Raw genomic sequence first — 19,249 nt, 5'->3', positions numbered from 1 at the left:
GCCGTGTCGGCGTTGAGCCGGTTTGGTTCCAGCTCAACGCCCGACACGCAGTCTCAGTGGCGATTGGACCTGAAGATCCCGATGATGGCCAGGCCGAGCGTCATGAAGCCAAGGAAAGCACCGCCGCCCGTGAGCACCGCCGCCGGCGGCTTCAGGCCGCCCGCCCACGCCAGCAAACCTGCCACTCCCGCGGCCAGGAGTGAGAACACGACCGCGATGCTGATCCAGACAGCGAGAAGTCCCTGATCGGCAGGGTCCTTGCGCCCGGTCACGACGCACCGTCCTGGGTCTCGGGAAACGCCGCGACATCCGCCTCGTCGCTTTCCTCATCGGCATGGTGCTCAGGCTTGCTCATCGCCGCGAGCTCGGCCATCGCGGCGTGCTTGAGCCCGTTCCGGAACCATGTGTCAGCGTCTTCCTTCATGGAAGTCAGCTGGCGGATCAGCTGCTCGGCAACGTCAGCCGACAACCCCTCGGCTCCTCCGCGGCCCCCATCGGCCATCTTGAAGTCACTGAAGGCGTTGCAGGTGTCACGCATGTGTTCCAGCATGACCTTCCTGGCGGCGGCTACTGGATCACTGGTTTTCTCGTTGGTCGCCGCGCCCCGCGGGTACAGCTGATACCTGATGACCTCGTTGGTCAGCGGTGCGGGATTGCCGTCGGCAGCGAGCACGGTGATGCCGTGCTCGTCGATGGTGACTGGCGGTGTCCCCGCACGTCCGTTTTCGACGATCCTGCCGAGCTGGAGGATGCCGCTGGGTGTCCCGAGCATGTCCTGCAGGACGTGGTGCACCGGCCGGCGGTCCGACCTCGCGCCGAGGTCGTTCCGGGGGATGTGGAAGGCGCCGTGGTACGCGCCGTGGTAGAGCGCCCGCAGGGCCAGCTCGATGCCCGCAGGGCCGGGGGTGGTGTCCTTCCGCTCGTCGAGTTCAGCCTGCGCCTGTTCCTCGAGCTGCTCCACGGTACGGCTGGTCGGCCGGGCAACGTGCTTTCCGGCGATATTGGCCCCGCCCGCCAGGACCTTCGCGATCCTGTCGATCGCGGCCCCGCTGTCCCCGAACCGGAGTTCGCGGACGGTGAGTTCCACCGCGAGCGGCAGCTTCGAGGTCCGCCGGACCTGTACGCCCGAACGCACGTTGTCCCTGGCGAGTACGAACGCGATCGGCTGCCGGATTGCCCTGTGGACCTTGGGCTCCGGCGTCGCGAAGAGGTACACGAGTTCGAGGAACCGGTCTTCGGTGTAGGTGCCGAAGCCGAGCTTGGCGGCGGTGTCGCGGGACATGTCTCCCGACAGCCAGCGGTGCTCGTCGGCGCTGACCACGCCGGCGTTCAGCGCCGAGGCGAGGCAGTCATCCGCCATCGTCGCGTCGCGGTCGGAAGGCTTCCAGTTGTTCTTGGTGTTGATGTGCTCCTGCGCGACCTTGGCCTTCACCGCTGCCGCCAGGTCCGGGGTATCTCCCTGGTCGGGGTGGAACCCGACGATGAGGATGAACTGAACGGTGGCGACCCTGGCCTTCGCGAGGTCCTCCAGGCGCACGGTCTCGGCCGGGGACTGGACCACGCCGTTGACGTCGCTGATCAGCGACCGGAGCGGCCTGGTACTGGCCGGCATCCGGAAAAGGACGTCTTCGGCAGTGAGGCCGAGGTATTCGAGGCCGTAGCTGACCCGCGTCGATCCTTCCCGTACCACAGGCACGGCAATCGGGTTGCCGCCGTCGGAGAAGTTGAACTGCGTCATCACCCCGAACGGGGCGTCCATGATGCCCTGCTCCGCGATCGGCGGGTAGGGCTCGTTGGCCTTGCAGGTCTTCGCGATGGAGTCGTTGAGCTGCTTGACAAGATCCTTCTGGGACGCTGCGCTGGTCTGCAGCTCGGCCGGCGTCATGGGCTGCGCGGGAGTGATCCGCTCGAACCTGATGGCCTGGTCCGCGTCCTCCCGGAACGCCAGCTGGTAGGCGTAGGAACTGGCGATGCGCGGGTTCGCCGGGTCCGGAACGAGCCTGGCCGTCCACGCCGGCGCCTGAATGTAGAGCAGGTCACCGCCCGTGATCCGCATCCGGTGCGGGCTGCTGATCTGCGGCAGGACCTCGCCCGGGTTGGCCCACATGGTTGACATCGCCTTGGCGCCCAGCTCACTCATCCCGAGATGCTTCTGCGCATCACGGCGCACTGCGCGCACCACGTCGGGATCAGCCACGTCGGGCAGTGTGCGCACGGGGCGCAGCATCTGGGTTTCCTCACCGACCACATCGGTCGGAGGGGTGATCGTGCTGGTCATGCTGAACAGCTCCTCGAACTGCTCCCGGCTACGGGGACCTCCCGCGGCAGTAGTCACACGGGAGCCGGGAACGCAGCCAGCCCTCGCGTCCTCGCGTGAACGGATCCGGCCCGTCACGCTCAGAGCGGCTCGAAGCCCTCGGCCACGCCGTCGGGGGGAACCTCCGGGAACCGGCTCGTTGGCCGTGTTCCTCAACGGGTTACCCGCACCGCGCCCCTGGGTCTGCGTGCCCGGGTTGCGGAACGTCGTGACGCTGAGCTTCGCGTCAAGGCGTAGTTATACGCCCCTCTGTGACTGCGCGCACACGGGGGTGGGAGCCGGCGCGTCCAGGGCTGCCCGCAGCAGCCGGAGTCACCTGGCGTCAGGCCGGTGCCCTGATCGACAAGCCCGGCCGGCATGACGCGGGAGACCGACGCGCTGGTGATGCCGCCGTCTATCTGAACCCGGCGGCGTGATGGTGCATACTCGCCGAAACTGTGGCGGCCGTTGCCAGCGTCAGGACGCCGAGTCGGCGCGCTGGCCTATGCGCCCGCCGAGCGGGTCAGATGCTTCGATCATGGCGCGGCAGCCCCGGCACAAAATACCGATCTTCTGGTCTTCGGTCGGCTCCGTACCGCACTTGTTGCACAGTCGAGGGCTGGCGTCGGTCATGGCCCGGAGCCTAAGTCACCACGTTGCACCTGTCGAACTGGCGTTCTATTTTCTGAGCGACGCGTCACAGCGGGGAGAGAAGTTCAGCACGTCGCAGTCGAGTCACACCGTTGATCTGCCCAGCCAGTGAATGAGGAAGGATGACCGTCATGTCGGACGGGTCGTCGATCGAGTGGACTGAAGCCACGTGGAATCCCACCACGGGCTGCGACCGTGTTTCGGCGGGGTGCGACAACTGCTACGCCTTGACACTGGCGAAGCGGCTCAAGGCCATGGGCTCGGCGAAGTACCAGAACGACGGGGACCCGCGCACCAGCGGCCCCGGCTTCGGCGTCGCCACGCACACCGCGGCGCTGGGCGAGCCGTTCCGCTGGCGCCAGCCCCGTCGCGTGTTCGTCAACTCGATGAGCGACCTCTTCCACGCGAAGGTCCCGATCGACTTCGTCCGCCGGGTGTTCGCGGTCATGGAAGCGACCCCGCAGCACACCTACCAGGTGCTGACGAAGCGGTCGCGCCGGATCCGCCGCGTTGCGCAGTCGCTGGACTGGCCAGCCAACTTGTGGCTGGGCGTGTCCGTGGAGGACGAGCGCGTGGTCGACCGGATCGACGACCTCCGCGAGGTCCCGGCCGCCGTGCGGTTCCTGTCCTGCGAGCCCCTGCTCGGCCCACTGCCCGAGCTGAACCTGGACGGCATCGGATGGGTCATCGTCGGCGGCGAATCTGGGCCAGGGGCCCGCCCGATGGCCGCCACCTGGGCGACCGAGATCCGAGACCAGTGTCAACGGGCGGCCGTGCCGTTCTTCTTCAAGCAGTGGGGCGGACGCACCCCGAAGGCCGGCGGGCGCGAACTCGACGGCCGCACCTGGAGCGAGTACCCGACTGCCGTCAGGCCGTCGCCTGTGTCGGCCTGATCGGGATGATCGGCTCACGGAAGAAGTAGTTCCCTTTGCCGGTGTTCTGCACGACCTGCTGTTCGTGGAGTGACTTCACCGCGGCCCGCACGTGGACATATGAGGCGGCCCCGAAGACCCTGGCGTAGACCTCGTCGAGCCGCTGCGCGAGCACGAACGAGCCTTCCAGGTCGAGGACCCGCCGGATGTTCTGCCCGATGATGCGCTCCCAGCTGGCCCGGTTCTGCTTGACGTACTCGTCGATGTCGAACGAGTCGGGTTCGGGCAGCAGCTGCTCGGCGCTGAACAGCGCGTCCTCGTCGTTCTTCTCGGCGCGTTGTTTGGCCTGGCGAAGCTCGGCGCCACGCCAGGCGCCTTCCCACTCCCGCCCCGCCTTGCCGACAGCGTCGGCGAACCACCACAACCCGTCCTGATGCCTGGTGAACAGCACCAGCAGGTACTTCGGCAGCTGGTTCGGTTTGTGCCGGATGGGCATGCTCAGCGACATGCAGTGCGCGTCGCGGCGGATGCCGGCCTGGTACTCGGCGGCGACCGCCAGGGCCGCCTCGGTGGCGCGCCGCTCGTCGGTCGCGTCGGTCACGGGCTCGAAGTGCTTCTGCCACCAGGTGCCGCCGAGGAAGCGGTTCGCGTGGTCGACGGTCTTCTGGTCCGCGGGACTGAGGGGCTTGCCCTCCTGGCGACGCTTTCGCAGCAGCCCGCCCATGCGGGCCACGGTGCTGATGCTGACGTGCAGCAGCACTTCGGTCGGCGCGTGGCCGCGCCCGTTCAGTAGCTGCGCGACCAGCTGGTCGCGGTCCAAGGCGGTGCCGAACGGGTCGAGGAAGGCGAACAGCGCGGCACCGCGCGCGATGGTCAGGATCTCCGGCAGCAGGTCGCGGAAGTCGCCGCCGCGGACGTAGTCCTGCGGGCGGCCACGCTTCGCCATGACCTCCTTCAGTTTGAGGTAGTCGGCCTTGTTGCGCTCGACGTAGATCCCGGTAACGGTGCGAAAGCTGTCGACGCGCTCGGCGTGCTTGGACAGCAACACGGGGGACCCCTCGGTGCCGTCCTCGTACTCGCCTCGCCCGGCGTAGCCGTCGAGGAAGACCACCGGCCGGCCGAGCCCGGCCTTGGCCGCGAACACCACGGGATATCTGGCCAGGATCTCGTGCTTGAACACCGCTTGCGCTTTGCGATCGCGGAAGAACTCCTGACTCGCACTCATCGACCGGCCTCCGAACAGTCGCGGCCCTCATCGAACGCGTTCCCCTCGGCGGCCCGCAGGTTCTACAAGAAGGGTGGCAGACGGCAACTTGACTGTGAGTCGTCTGATCGAGTGGCGCCGTTACTCTTCGTGGACCTTGGCCTTCACGGGTTGTCACACCGCCCGATTACGACGATTGAACGGTGCACACCACCACGAAGACGCCCAGGTCGAGGAAAAGGCCAGGTAGGGCCGGTATGCGGCTCGGGTCGCTGCGTTGCCAAGACCTACACGCCGATGACGTTCAGTTCGACTGAACGTGCACGGACCATTGGGCGCACCCAGCGTGTCGCTAACCGCCGGACCTTAATGCTTGCGGCGGAACACATCTACCTGCTCTTATCGTAGGCTGCACGTGCAAATGCACGTGCAGCCAGGGGAACTGGGAGGTCTGTGCTCAGGATCTAACCAGGACGCTGGAGAGTGCCCGCCACCGCCACACGGTCGCGATCATGCACCCCAGTACAGTCCCACCGTGTAGCGCTGTTCATCGTTCTCCCACGAACTTGGAGCCAGCTGGCTCCAAGGGGACGCCCCACCCCATGGGGTTCTCCCCCTACTGGAGACGCCGATGAACAACGGTGCACCCGAGAAGCGGGACCGATTCCTTCAGTGGATCGGCCCCGCTCTCCAGGTACTCGTAGCGGTGCTGAACTGGTTTAAGGGCAGCTGACCGCGTCGAGTGCTTCTCCTATGACGGCGTCTGGCCGCTCGGTGGCCTCCGAGTGGTCAGGCGCCGTCTGCTTGTTACAGGTCACGTAACAGGCATGCTCACCATAACTGCACTAGGTGCACTCCACGTCAAGGGAGTGCACCTTAAAACACTCTTGGTGTAGATGGCCCCCTGGAGCAACTGGGGATCTGCCAGGTTGCCCCGGCGCCCTCACCAGGCGAAACGGGACGGCGCAGGCGGGGGAACCTCGCCGGAGCCCCTGATCAGCTCAACCCGCATTAACCCTGTCGGATGCCCGAAACTGCACCGAGTGCATATCACGCCACGGCGAGTTCGTGAATGAAGGTTGAGGTCGTCGGCCACCGCCGCGCTCTCAGCTCGTCGCCAAACGCGACCAGGTCCGCGGCTACGGCAACGCCGTCACCCCACCCGCCGCCGAAGTCCTCATCTCCGCCCTGGTCGAAACCCTCAGCGGCGAACCGCTGAACCCGGCGGCGTGATGATGCGCACGCTGATGAGGCCCCAGTCGGTATCGACTGGGGCCTCATAGTGTCAGTGCCTCTACCGGTGGTGTCGCGACTACGAGTTGTTTGCGTCGGACATCGAGCATGAGGAGCCGTCGGGCCCCTTGTGCGCTGGGTACTTGCCGTTCTTGTTCAGCGTCATCCGCTTCCGGCCGCAACAAGGGCAGGTACGACCGCTGCGCGGCCTGTCGCAGCGGTAGACCGAGACCCAATGGTGGGTCTTCCCGGCGCCCTTGCACGGCTTCTGCGCTCCGTGCCCACTCCAGCCCTCGGTAGCGTCGGTGTAGTGGACGGGCAATGTGCTTCGCTGGGTGAGTTTGACGCGAAAGCAGCAGTACCCGCAGTGCACTATCGGCAAAGTGAGACCTCCAGATCTGGACCTGCCCCTGCCCTGGTGGCCGGGCGCATGCGCCCGGCCACCAGGGCGATGCTCAGAACAGCGGCAACTGGCCGTCGAGCGGACTGCCGTTCAAGCACCGTTTGCAGGTGACAGTGCTGCGCGTGGGCTGCAACCCGCGCGGGTCCCAGCTGTTGAAGCCAGTCCCGCACTTCGGCAGCCAACCTTCGGTCACCTCATGAACAGTCCCTCCGTGGCTACGGCCACGGAGGGACTGATGAGGACCCGGCTGAGCGGTTCGAGGCGCCACCGGCGCGAGGTAGCTGCGCTGGTGGTGGATGAACCGGCGCAGGAACGCACGAAGCGGTTCCGGCTCGGGCGAGGACGCGGCGAGAGTGTTCGTGTCGTTAGCCAAATGCGTTTCCTTCGGTCGACCCGAAGGCTCCACAGTGGTCGGAGTCACCCCCGCCCTACCAGCGTCTTCCGGGTGAACCGGTTGACATTTGCCCCCCTAGAGGGGCTATCTTGGAAGTGTCGAGTTCCCAAGATCTGGTGTGAAGCCTGGACTCTGTTTGGAGTCCACTCCCCAGATTACATGAGCGTGCCCGGATCACCAATGTGAGCTAGGGCACGTTTTTGTGCGCCCGATTGGCGACTCTCCGTACGCGCCTCGCTACGGTTGTGAGCGACCTGCGCGCAGTTCCTCGATGGCGATGCCGGTCCGGGTTGCCGCAGCCGGCGGCTTGGCCAAGGCAATACCGGCGCCGGTCAGCATGGACAGGTCCAGGTGCCAGTCGACCTGTGACCGCTGCGCCCACACCTCGAACGCTCCTTCGATGTGGGCCTGGGTGTCCTGCTCGCTCCAGCCGGTCACTGCTCGCAGGTGCTCAAATGCGGCCGCGTCCTGGCCTCTGACCTGCGCCAGCCCGTAGTGCGTGGCCTGGTGGCAGTCCGTGCACAAGCAGATCAGCCGCACCAGCTTCTGCACGCGGGCAGACCAGTCGAACGACCAGCGCTCGTGCGCCTCCAGCCACCGGCGAACCTCCCGGTCCTCCTCGCGCTGGCACACTTCGCAGCGGTGGCCGGCGCGGCCCAGCAGCATCCGCCGCACCCGCTCCCAGTCGCGTTCGGAGATGCAGTACCGCACGTTGGTGAACCAGCACGACTTCGGCACCAGGTCCACGAACAGCCCGGACCCGAACCCGCGGTCCTCACCGGGCAGCAGCGCCGGCACGTCCGGCTGTGCCGCCCACCGCTCCAGCGCGGTCATGCCCGGCCGCGGCGCGTACCAGCGCTTCACCCCCGGATCCCACCGGGCACCGGCCGCCTTCGCTTCGTCCTTCTCCCGGAACGGCACATCCAGCCACACACGCTCCGCCACGCCATCTCCCTCCCAGCGCGAGCACGACGATCTGCACGTTCACCATGCCGAGCAGGCCCGACAGGCTGGAGGAGGACACGGCCACCTCCACCCCAACGGCTCAATGCGCTTTCACTGAGTGCATGGGGGTCACGTGAACGGACTTCGAGCCTGGCCGCTCCTGCGCCGCGCGGCTCACTGCCCGTTGATCTTGATCCACGGTCTCATCCACGAACTGACGCTCATCCACACCCAAAGTGCCCAATGAGGTGCCACCGGCGCGCAGTAGATCCCAGATCAGCGGACATGAGCAGGTTGGCGCGGAAACTACGGATCAGAACGTTAGGGGTTCGAATCCGTTCGTGTGCGTTTCTGTCGAGCGAATGATTGCGAACGCCGCAATTCCTGTGATTTCTGCAATATCTGATAAACCAGCGACCACGGACAATTGCGGCGATGGGTAGAAGTGCTAGCGCACTTTGACTCTGGGCGGTAGATTTGCAATGCATGCATTCGCGAGGTTCTTTGCCTCCGATCATGCTGGACATGTTCGCCAGATAGAGAGTTTCAAAGATGGCTGACCAAAAGATCCCGCCGATCGGCGTGAAGCTTTCCGGAGACATTGAGGAGCTGGCCGGCCCGAAGGGAACGTCATTTCGGGCTCGGGTCCGATGGACAATTCCCGGCTCTCGCAAGCGACGTTCGTTGTCCCAGGTGCATGAGACTTACGAAGCGGCTAGCGACTGGATCGAGAAGATGCAGCTCGCCGCGGCCAGTGGCCTCGACCCGCATGTGGCCACAATGGACCTCGCTGCGTATGGCAAGGCGAACATGAAGCTTGCCCTGCGGAACTTGGAGCAGAAGAGCATCGGCGCGTACCTCGCGGGCTGGCGCAAACGTGTTGTGCCGACGCTTGGACACATTCCCGTGCGAATGGTGACATTCGGCGTGGTCGACCGCGCAGTTCAGGGTTGGATCGCCGAAGCGGTCGGCCGTTCGTCGATCAAGAACAGTCTGGCCGTACTGGTGCGGGTGATGGAGCAGGCACTTCGCGATGGCTTGGTCGACCGGAATCCGGCACGCGTGACCGGATGGCAGCGCGACTACACACAAGCCGAGGATGAACTGGATGACCCCAGGGCCTTGGCCTTGCCAAACTGGGAAACGCTCAAGCGCCTTGCCGACGCTCTGGTGGCAGCATCGTCCACCGAGTACCCGGGCTGGGGCGACGTCGTCATCTTCGCCGCCTGCACTGGTGCCCGCATCGGCGAAGTCTCGGGCTGCCGTGTGCGCGACATTGATCGTGCCGAGTGGACGTGGACGGTTCGCCGTCAGACCACACCAGCCCCCGGCGGGCTGATCGACAAGGGCACGAAGGGCAAGCGAGCCCGCGAGGTTCCGATCATCGAGAAGATCCGCGAACTCGTCGATCGGCGGATCGCGTTGACCGACGGCACGAAGGACGCGCGGCTGTTCACGGGACCGCGGGGTGGCCGCATCAGCACTGCCGTCCTGCGCGATGCGACGTCCTGGGATGACGTTGTTGGGCGGCTCGGGCTGGAGCACCTTCGCCGACACGATCTGCGGCACACTGCCTTGACGTGGTTCGCAGATGCTGGCGTGCCGGTCCACCACCTGCAGAAGATTGCCGGGCATGGGTCGCTGACCACGACCCAGCGGTACCTGCACCCGAACCGCAAGACGGTGGTCGACGCCGGCGAGCTGTTGTCGGAGCACCTGAGCGGTTCGGGCGCCGAGCCGACTGCGATGGAGAGCAGGTCGTTACCCGAGCTGGACGCCGAAGTGATCGACCTGAAGTCGGCCAAGCCGGGGGAGCGGGCCCGAGCTGCAGCTCGCAGCTACTGGCGCAGGTTCGGGCAGTACCCGAACGTGCCGACGCTCGTCAAGCTCGCGAGCGTGTCCCGTGGCACTGCCTGGAACGCGCTGGCGGAGCTGCGCGAACGGCCGGCCGTTTGAACTGTGGTCCAGAATTGGTCCAGCGCCGTCGCCGGATCGCTGCTTTGAACTCGTTGGTGAGTTCGGCACGAAAAAGCCCGCTGACCTGGACTTTTGTCCGTGGTCAGCGGGCTTCCGCTACCGGTCGGGCTGACAGGATTTGAACCTGCGACCCCTTGACCCCCAGTCAAGTGCGCTACCAAACTGCGCCACAGCCCGGCTGTCGACCTCCCTGCTGGAAGGTGATGCGAGAAGCTTAGCGGGTCCGTCCGACGACGCCGTAAGCAGGGGTGACCGAGGGCAAAGGCGCTGGTCAGGCGCCGAGGGGAGGTGAGGTTGGACTCCCCGGGCGTGTCGGTCGCCGGGTGGGGGGTGGCGGCGGGGGAGACTGCGCGGCGATGTACACCCCATCCGATCTTGCCGACCTCCTCGAGTGCGAGCACCGCAGCGTGCTCAAGCAGGCACTCTCGGCGGGCCTTCCGGGCGCGCCCCGGCCCGGCAGCGGCGCCGACCAGCTCGCGGTCAAGCACGGTCGCGCGCACGAGGAGGCCACGCTCAACCGTCTCCGCGGGGAGAAGCACACCGTCGTCGAGATCGACCACGTAGACCACGCCACGGCCGTCAGCGACACGGCCGTCGCGCTGTGGTCCGGGGCGCCGGTGGTCTACCAGGCCGTGTTCGACGACGGCGAGTTCACCGGCCGCGCCGACTTCCTGTTGCGCGACGACCAGGGCCGCTACGAGGTGTACGACACGAAGCTCGCCCGGCGCGCCCGCCCCGCGGCCGTGCTCCAGTTGACCGCCTACGCCGACGCGTTGCGCAGCGCGGGCTGGCCCGCCGGGCCCAACATGCACCTGCTGCTCGGCGACGGCAGCACCCGCACCCTGCGGGTCGACGACTTCCTGCCGCTGCTGCGCCGGCTGCGGGCGCGCCTGCTTGCCCGGCCGGCTCACCTGCCCGAGCAGTTGTGGGCCGACCCGCGGCCCGGCTGCGCCAGCTGCGGGTTCGCCGACCACTGCGCACAAGGACGCGAGGCCGACCGGGACCTGTCGCTGGTCGCCGGGATGCGCAGCGACCAGCGGCGCAAGCTGGTCGAGGCCGGGCTGGGCACGATCGACGCGCTGGCCAAAGCCGAACCCGGCGACCGGCCTCGTGAGCTGTCCGCGGCCAGTTTCACCACGTTGCGCGCCCAGGCCAAGATCCAGGTCAAACAGGACGAAACCGGCGAGGTCAGCTACGAGATCATCGACGAGGAGCCGCTCGCCGCGCTGCCGCAGGCCAGTCCCGGCGACGTCTTCTTCGACATGGAGGGCGATCCGTACGCACTCGGCGGCACCGGGCTGGAGTACCTCTTCGGCGCGGTGACCACGGACGGCGGCCAGCGATTCACCCCGTTCTGGGCACATTCGCGACCGGAGGAGAAGCGGGCGTTCGAGCGCTTCGTCGACTTCACCATGGCGCGCCTGGCCGAACACCCCGGCGCCCACGTCTACCACTACGCGCCCTACGAGGTCACCGCGCTCAAGCAACTCGCCGCCCTGCACGGCACCCGTGAGGAGCAGGTCGACGAACTCCTGCGCGGCGGGGTGCTGATCGACCTGTACGCGGTGGTGCGCAAGGCTTTGCTGGTCTCCCAGCGCTCCTACTCGATCAAGTACCTGGAACCGCTGTACATGCCGGAGGCCCGCGACGGCGACGTCAAGACGGCGGTGTCGAGCATCGAGGCCTACGAGGAGTACCTGACGCTGTCGCAGCTCGGGGAAAACGAGCAGGCGGCCGAGGTGCTTCGCGGGATCAGCGACTACAACGAGTACGACTGCGTGTCCACGCTGCGGTTGTTCGAGTTCCTGCACCAGATCCGCGAAAAGGCCGGGATCGAGCCACTTCCGGCCCCCGACGAGTCCGAAGTGGACGCTCTGCTGCGCGATTCGGCGGACGACGTCGCCGCGCAGCGCCGGGCCGAACGCGCCGCCCGGCTGGCCGCGCTGGTCGACCCGCTGCTCGACGGCCTGCCCGCGGATCCGGTGGACTTCACCGAATCCGAGCGCGCGCGGGCGCTGCTGGCCGCCTCGGTCGGCTACCACCGCCGCGAGACGAATCCGGCGTGGTGGGAGCACTTCCGCCAGCTCGCCGCGCCGCTCACCGACCTCGAAACCGACACCAGCTGCGCGGTGCCGATCTCGATCCAGGCGGGGGAGTGGGTGCCGCCGACCGGCCGCGCTCGCACGGCCAAGCGCGCACTCACCATCGCCTGCGACCCCGAGCACCCGCACCCGTTCACCACCGGCGACAAGGTGCGCCTGCGCTACGGGCAGGAATCGCGGGACGCCAGGGTCGTCGCCGCCTCGGCCGAGGAGCTGACGCTCGAGGAGAGCAGCAAGGTCGACGAGACCACGGCGGACCGGCCGCAGGCCGTGCTGCCCGGCGATCCCGTCCGGCCCGCGCCCAAGGACGAGGCCGTGGCCGATCTGGCCCAGCTGGTGGTGGACCAGTTGCCGAAGCTGCCGCCGCACCCCGGCGTCGACCTGCTGCGCCGCCTGCCGCCGCGGCTACGGAAGGGCAACAAGCTCCCGGCCCCCGGCGAGGACCTGGTGGCGACGGTGATCGAGGCGGTGGACGCGCTCGACGGTTCGGCGCTGGCCGTGCAGGGCCCGCCCGGCGCCGGCAAGACCTACCTGGCCGGCAAGCTGATCGCACACCTCGTGCGTGCCGGGAAGACCGTCGCCGTCACCTCGAACAGCCACAAGGCCGTGGAGAACGTGCTGACCGCGGCGATGGCGAACGCGCCGGAACTGCCGTGCGCCAAGCGGCCGCGCAAGGCGCCGGACCCGGAACTGCCGTGGGAGCAGCCGAAGGACAACAACGCGCTGGCGCGCTGGCGCACCGAGCACGACACCGGCCACCTGGTCGGCGGGACCGCGTGGACCTTCGCCAACGCCGCGTTGCGGGCCGAGCCGTTCGACGTGCTGATCGTCGACGAAGCCGGGCAGTTCGCGCTGGCCGACGCGCTCGCGGTGTCGATGTGCGCGCGGAACCTGGTGCTGCTCGGGGATCCGCAGCAGCTGCCGCAGGTGGTCCAGGGCACGCATCCGGCCGGTGCGGAGGCCTCGGCGCTCGGGCACCTGATCGGCGAGGCCGACGTGATCGATCCCGAGCTGGGTTACTTCCTCGACCAGTCCCGGCGGATGCACCCGGCGGTCTGCGATCCGGTCTCACGGTTGTCCTACGCGGGCAGGCTGCACGCCCACCCGACCGCGGCGGATCGCGGCATCGACGGCGTTCCCGCCGGGCTGTACGTGTCCGAAGTGGACCATCGAGGCAACACCACCCGCTCGGTGGAGGAAGCCGCCGAGATCGTCGAGATCGTGCGGGCGCTGCACGGTCGCAAGTGGACCGACCGCGGTGAGGTCCGGCCGCTGGACGACGGGGACATCCTGGTGGTGGCGCCGTACAACCTGCAGGCGCGGGTGGTCGGCCGGGCGCTGGAGAAGGCGGGCTTCCCCGGCGTGCGGGTGGGCACGGTGGACCGGTTCCAGGGCCAGGAGGCCCCGGTGGTGCTCACCACGATGACCTCGTCCTCGGCGGTGGATCTGCCGCGTGGGCTGGACTTCCTGCTTTCCCGCAACCGCCTGAACGTCGCGTTGTCCCGCGCTCAGGCGGTCGCGGTGCTGGTCTGCTCACCCCGCCTGGTCGAGGCCGACATCCGCACGGTCGACCAGATGCGCCTGGTCTCCGGCCTGGTCGGGCTGATGGCCGGAGCCGAGCCGTTCGACCAGGCCTGAGGTAAGGCGGAACCCCGGCGGCGATACCGACGTGTCGCAGTGGCTTGGCCGCGTGCGGCGCCCACAGCGGTCGCAAGGTCGCACTACGCTCACGACGTCTTGAAGCCCTGTCGGGAGTCCCGCTTGATCAACTGGCGGCATCTCACCAGCGACGCGGAGAAGCGGAAGCTCGCCGGAGATGTAGCGGCGCTGGCCAACACCGCTGGCGGCATCATTCCGGTGTGGCGATCTCCGATGCCGAGACAGGTCGCATTCGGCAAGTTGTCGCCTCCAGGGGTTCTTGGTGATCGCTGTGCCGCGCAGTCCTCAGGCACCACATGCCGTGCTCGTCAATGAGGCGCTCAGATTTCCCAGGCGCAATGGATCAACTACTCGGTACCTGTCCGAGCCCGAACTCGCCGCCGCTTTACCGGGACAGGCCGGCGGGGGCGCGACTCCCAGACACGCCGCGTTGCGGAGATCGAGCGGGAGGCGCTGGCCCGTTGGATGTCGGCGACCGGTGGCGTTCCGGTATGGGCGCAGCTCTATCCGGTGTCAGCGCAGCGGCCCACTCAAATCGGTCACACTCGGAACTACGGAATTGGAGACTCCCGCAGTCACCGACTCCGCTATGGAGCAGGGGACCATGGTGCGGTAAGGGGCGAGCCACATCGGCCCGCCCCTTACCTGTCGCGACTCAGCTGACGGTCTTGCCCTACTTCGGCCGCGAGTTCCACTCGCTCACGCCGGGGTGTTGCCCGGACGGGGCGTCGAGTGCCTTGAACCGGCTGATCAGGTCGTCGACGTGGGCCGGGGTGTAGTCGCCTGGGTTCTTGCCCAGGTTGTCGAACTCGTTCCGGATGTTCTTCCATTCCTTGTGCTCGGCCGTCGTGCCACCCGGCCAGTCGAAGTCCGAGGAGAACTTGACGTCGTCGAGGAACTCCTTGCGCTCGGCCGGATCCTTGATGTCGTCCGCCGCCTTGAAGATCGGGTCGGCGAACTCCGAGCGGAGTTCCTTGGAGTACCCGGCCGACTTGTCGAACGCCTCGCTCGGCGTCATCGGCGCGTCCGGCTGGTTCTTGCCCGACGGGGTGTACGTGCCGTCGATCCTCGACTCGACCGTCTTGAAGTTGTCCACCACGCGCCCGATCGACGAGTTGATCTCGCCCTCGCCGAGCGGCAGGTTCTCGATCTTGGTGTTCATCTGCTTCAGCTCGTCGACGTACTTCTTCGTCATCGCGTCGCGGTCGGGGTGGCCGGGCGGGAACTTCTCGTCCACCCACGCCTTCGTGTTGTCCCGCATGGTCTGCCACGAGATGATGTGGCGCCCGTCGTAGTCACCGCCGCTCTTGTAAGCGGGGTCGTTCGGGTCGTCCTTCCGCTTCGCGTGCTCGTCCTTGGTGGCCTTGTTGAACGCCGGGCGCTTCGCGAACGGGTCGGGGTTGCTCTTCTTCGGCTTCTTGGCGGGCGGGTTGTTGCCCGAACCGTCGGCCTTGCGCTTGCCCTTGTTCGGCGCGGGCGTCGGCGTGGCCGAGCTGCCCCCGGAGTTGCCCGCGTTGTGCTTGGCCGGCGGGTTGGTCGAGGGCGGGTTGCCGCTGCCACTGCCCGACGGCGTGGTGGTCGAGCAGTTCATCAGGCCCAGCGCGTCGAACTCGGCGAACGGGTCGGTGACGTAGGCGGTCGGGTTCGGCCCGGCCTCCAGGCCCAGCGGGTCCTGGCTGAGGTACCGCGCGGTCGCCGGGTCGTAGTAGCGGAAAACGTTGTAGTGCAAGCCGGATTCCGCGTCCGCGTACTGACCGGGGAAGCGCAGCGGGATGGCCGCCCGTGCCCCCGGCGACGGCAGTTCGCGGCCCCACAGGGTCCGGCGGCCGCTCCAGGCCAGGTGCCCGCGCTCGTCCACCAGTTCCGTCGGCGTGCCGAGCGCGTCGGTGACCACCGAGTGGAATCGCGCGCCGGCGGGACCGCGCTCGAACTGGGTCACCGGCGCGGCGGTGCCGGGCAGCCTGTCCCAGGTGGTGATCCACCGCGCACCATGGACGTCCACGTGCTCCTGCTCGATGAGCACCGTGCCGTCCCAGACGAACCGGAAGGACTCGGCGACCGAGCCGTCGGGTCGCACGCACTGCTTCGCGGTGCGCCTGCCCAGCGGGTCGTAGCGGTAGAGCCAGCGGTTCCCGTCCGGGGTCCGCAGCTCGGTGAGCAACTCCCCGGTCCAGACGTACTCCCAGGTCCGGTCGCCGAGGCGCTGGCGGACGCGGCGGCCGAGGTGGTCGTAGTCGAAGCTCAGCCCGGCGCCGCCCGACCAGCCGATGAGGTTGCCTGCCGGGTCGTACCGCAGTTCCTCCTGGCCGTGGGCGGTGGACACCGCGGTGATGCGCCCGGCGGCGTCGCGGGTGAACCTGGCCGGACCGGTCAGTTCGTCGTGCACGCCGGCGAGGCTGCCGTCGGCCCGGTACTCGAACCCGCGGCGCTGCACCGGGACCGAGGCCGCGGTGAGCTGCTGGGCGGTGAGCCTGCCACCGGGCCCGAAGGACTGCTCGAGCACGCTGGCGCCGTCGACCTCGCGGGCCAGGGTGCGCCCGTCCTCGTCGAGCCGGTAGCGCACGGTGTGCCCGGCGGTGGTCAGCGAGACCGGCTGTTCGGCCTCGTCGAAGGACCACACGCTCTCGGCACCGGACGGCGTCCGCCGCCGGATGGTGTTGCGATCGGCGTCGTAGGCGAACGTCACCGCGTGCCCGTCGACGGATTCGCGGACCACCCGGCCGAATTCGTCGCGCTCGAACTCCACCACCGAGTGGGCGGAGGCCACGCGCACGACCTCGCCGACCGGGTCGTAGGCGTAGGTGGTGACCCCGTCCGGGGTGTGCAGCTCGACGAGATTGCCGAGCACGTCATAGCGGTAACCGGTGACGGCGCCGTCCGGAGCGGTCGACCGCACGAGCTGCCCGGCGGGATCGTACTCGTAGGTCCAGCTCCGGCCGTCGAAGTCGGTCTGGCCGGTGAGCCTGCCCGCGGCGTCGTAGCGGTAGGTCCAGACGCGGCCCGTCGGATCGGTGGTCGCCACCAGCCGCAGTTCGGTGTCGTAGGTGTGCTCGGTGCGCGCGCCGGTGGGGTCGGTGGTCGCGACGAGCGTGTCGAACGGGCCGTAGTCGCGCCGGGTCACCTGGCCGAGTTCGTCGATGTGCTCGACCTCGTTGTGCTCACCGTCGTAACGCCACACCGCGCGCTCGGCCCGCGGACCGGTCCGCGACGCGCGCTTCCCGTCGACCGTCCAGCCCAGCAGCACCCGGCCGCCACCGACCTCGGGCAGCGAGCGCGGCCTGCCGAACTGGTCGCGGTCCGCCGAATCGGGCTGCGGCGGCTGGTTCGCCGGGAGATCCGTCCGGTACGCGCTGGCCACGCCCACCGCGTCGGAGGTGGGCTCCGGCGCGGCTCCGGCTTCGTAGTACCGGCGCCAAACCTGGTCGCCGTCGGTGACGCTGACCGAGGTCAGCACGTCGCCGATGTGCTCGAGTTCGACCACGCTGCCGTCGGCGCGGGTGACCCGCGTCGGCGTGCCGTCGGGGGCGTATTCGTAGCGGGTGACGCGGCCGAGCGGGTCGGTCCGGGAGAGCAGGTTGTCGTAGCGGTCCCATTCGAAGGCGGTGACGTGCCCGAGCGCGTCGGTCTCGCGAATGGTCTGCCCGGCCTGGTTCAGCTCGAACACCTTGGTGTTGCCGAGCGAGTCGGTGTAGGTGGTGAGCAGGCGTTCGCGGTCGTAGGTGAACGCGCCGTCGAGGAACGCGCCGTCGCCGACGGTGCGGACGCAGCGGCCGTCGGCGTCGTAGACGTAGCGGTACCAGACGCCGTTGCGGTCCTGCCAGCCGGTCATCCGGCCGTCGTTGTCGTAGTCGAAGCGGGTCGGCAGGCCGGAGGAGTTGACCACCTCGGTGAGCCTGCCGCGGTCGTCGTAGCGGTAGCTCAGCACCACGACGTCCGGGGTGCGGCCGCCGCCGAGCACGCTCAGCTCGGTGAGCCTGCCACCGTCCACCTGGAACCGGACGCGCACCCCGTTCGAGTGCGTGAGCAGTGCGGGGGCGCCGTCGTCGCCGTAGAGCAGTTCGATCCGCTCGCCGTCGGAGCCGTCTACGGCGTGCAGCCGCCGGACCGGCCCGGTGCCGGTGAAGTGCAGTGCGCGCCGCGGCTGGTCGACGGTGAAGGTGCCGTCGGCGTGGCGGGACAGCGGCCAGCGCGGGCCCTCGATCGGGAGCACCGGCTCACCGGTGGCGGGCAGCGGGTAGACCAGGATGACGCCGTCGGGGCCGACGTAGCAGATGTCGTTCCCGTCCACCTCCAGCCGCTGGTCCACTGTGGACGCCCAGGACGGGCCGAACCAGCGCCCGGCGCGGTAGGAGGAGACGTGCACGCGCTCCAGGAGCAGGCCGGGCAGTTCCAGGTCGGTCTGCTCGAGGATCACCTCGCCGGTGGCGATGTCGACGGGGTCGGTCTCGCAGTTGCGCTTGGACGGCGGCACCGAGGTGTCGCGCGGGGCGACGGGCGCGCTGCTCGGCGTGGTGTTCGACTTCGGGGCCGGGGGAGGCGTCGGGGTCGGCGTCGGCGTGGGATCCGGTGTCTTCGACGCCGGGGGTGGTGATGGCGTGGGCGTGGGGGTGGGCGGTGGGTCCTTCGGCGCGGAACTCGGGGTGGTGTTTCCCCCGTTGCTCTGCCCGGGCGGCGGTTTGGGCGTGGGTCCGGCGCCGCTGGGCGTGGTGTCGCCGCCGCCCCCGCGCGTGGTCTCCGGCTTCGGCGGGTTGCCGCCCTTGATGTTCTTGAGCGCCTTGGCGGCGTCGCCGAAGGAGTCCCCGAGCTTCTTGAGCAGCGGCGAGAGCTTGCTCAGCGCCTGGACCAGCTTCTTGGTGATGTCGGCGATCTTCATCGCGGTCTTGGCCACCGCGGAGACCACCTGCGGCACCACCCAGGCCAGGCCGATGCCCAGGGTGAACAGCACCTGCAACGCCCAGCTGATCATGTGCCCGACCAGCTCGGCGATGATGTCGCGCACCAGCGACCGGACCGCGCCGACCACCTCACCCGCGGTCGCGATCCCGCTGGACGCGCCCTCGGCCGCGGTCTGCGCCCCGGCGATCAAGGTCGCGGTGTCGGCACCCCGGGTGCGGTAGGCGTCCCCGGCCGGACCGAGCCAGGAGGCGGTGTCCTCTTCGATCATCTTGGCCAGGTCCGCGCTGATCGACGACAGCTCGGTGCCGACGTTCTTCCACGTCTCCGAGTGCGCCTTGATCTCGTCCGGATTGCCCGTGAGCGCGTCCAGCGCGTCCGAGAGCGGTCCACAGTGCTCGATCAGCCAGCCGACCCCGGCGGCCAGGATCGACCCGAACGGATCCATCGCCATGCCGAGCGCGTCCAGCGCGGTCCCGGCGGCGCCGAGCACACCGGCAGCCCAGTCACCGCTTTCGATCGCCTTGCTGGTTTCACTGATCGACTCCAGGATCGGCACGCCGGATATCGCCGTTGTCGAGTCCTTGACCTCGGCTACCAGTGGATTACCCACGACTCAG

The 19,249-nt window shown here is 68.3% G+C and carries 9 protein-coding genes and 1 tRNA gene; 3 read left to right on the top strand and 7 right to left on the bottom strand.

The features are described 5' to 3' along the window. Nucleotides 1–53: 53 nt before the first annotated feature. The 3 genes from YIM_RS28640 to YIM_RS28630 all read right to left on the bottom strand — a co-directional run bounded on the left by YIM_RS28640 (nucleotide 54) and on the right by YIM_RS28630 (nucleotide 2,929). Nucleotides 54–272 carry a hypothetical protein gene (locus YIM_RS28640; protein WP_153033282.1) on the bottom strand — a complete coding sequence of 73 codons (219 nt, stop codon included), beginning with the start codon at nucleotides 270–272 and terminating at the stop codon, nucleotides 54–56. After that, nucleotides 269–2,278 carry a hypothetical protein gene (locus YIM_RS28635; protein WP_153033281.1) on the bottom strand — a complete coding sequence of 670 codons (2,010 nt, stop codon included), beginning with the start codon at nucleotides 2,276–2,278 and terminating at the stop codon, nucleotides 269–271. Before YIM_RS28635 ends, YIM_RS28640 begins: the two co-directional genes overlap by 4 nt. Nucleotides 2,279–2,773: 495 nt before the next feature. After that, complete coding sequence (locus tag YIM_RS28630) at nucleotides 2,774–2,929, bottom strand: hypothetical protein (RefSeq protein ID WP_153033280.1); 156 nt, start codon at nucleotides 2,927–2,929, stop codon at nucleotides 2,774–2,776. Between the two features lie 140 nt (nucleotides 2,930–3,069). On the opposite strand from YIM_RS28630, the gene YIM_RS28625 reads away from it, so the two are divergent. Then, nucleotides 3,070–3,840 (top strand): DUF5131 family protein, encoded by a 771-nt coding sequence (locus tag YIM_RS28625; protein ID WP_370468894.1) that lies wholly within the window; start codon nucleotides 3,070–3,072, stop codon nucleotides 3,838–3,840. Here the strand turns inward: YIM_RS28625 and tcmP are convergent. Together tcmP and YIM_RS28615 are read right to left on the bottom strand one after the other, a co-directional pair. Next, nucleotides 3,815–5,044 carry a three-Cys-motif partner protein TcmP gene (gene tcmP, locus YIM_RS28620; protein ID WP_153033279.1) on the bottom strand — a complete coding sequence of 410 codons (1,230 nt, stop codon included), beginning with the start codon at nucleotides 5,042–5,044 and terminating at the stop codon, nucleotides 3,815–3,817. The genes YIM_RS28625 and tcmP overlap by 26 nt on opposite strands. Before the next feature lie 2,246 nt (nucleotides 5,045–7,290). Next, nucleotides 7,291–7,998: a DUF5710 domain-containing protein gene (locus tag YIM_RS28615; protein ID WP_153033278.1), complete on the bottom strand. Its 708-nt coding sequence runs from the start codon at nucleotides 7,996–7,998 to the stop codon at nucleotides 7,291–7,293. 552 nt (nucleotides 7,999–8,550) lie between these two features. On the opposite strand from YIM_RS28615, the gene YIM_RS28610 reads away from it, so the two are divergent. Further along, nucleotides 8,551–9,954, top strand: a complete 1,404-nt coding sequence (locus YIM_RS28610; RefSeq protein ID WP_153033277.1) for a site-specific integrase — start codon at nucleotides 8,551–8,553, stop codon at nucleotides 9,952–9,954. Nucleotides 9,955–10,078: 124 nt separating this feature from the next. Here the strand turns inward: YIM_RS28610 and YIM_RS28605 are convergent. Continuing rightward, nucleotides 10,079–10,152: transfer RNA gene (locus YIM_RS28605), tRNA-Pro, on the bottom strand. A 179-nt stretch (nucleotides 10,153–10,331) separates the two neighbouring features. Here YIM_RS28605 and YIM_RS28600 point away from each other — a divergent pair. Further along, nucleotides 10,332–13,715 (top strand): TM0106 family RecB-like putative nuclease, encoded by a 3,384-nt coding sequence (locus tag YIM_RS28600; RefSeq protein WP_153033276.1) that lies wholly within the window; start codon nucleotides 10,332–10,334, stop codon nucleotides 13,713–13,715. A gap of 694 nt (nucleotides 13,716–14,409) precedes the next feature. Here the strand turns inward: YIM_RS28600 and YIM_RS28595 are convergent. Continuing rightward, nucleotides 14,410–19,242, bottom strand: coding sequence for an RHS repeat-associated core domain-containing protein (locus tag YIM_RS28595; RefSeq protein ID WP_153033275.1), 4,833 nt, complete (start codon nucleotides 19,240–19,242; stop codon nucleotides 14,410–14,412). Between the last annotated feature and the right edge of the window lie 7 nt (nucleotides 19,243–19,249).

It is taken from the genome of Amycolatopsis sp. YIM 10, from assembly GCF_009429145.1.
Lineage (GTDB): Bacteria > Actinomycetota > Actinomycetes > Mycobacteriales > Pseudonocardiaceae > Amycolatopsis.
This window is presented reverse-complemented; position numbering and strand designations above follow the sequence as displayed.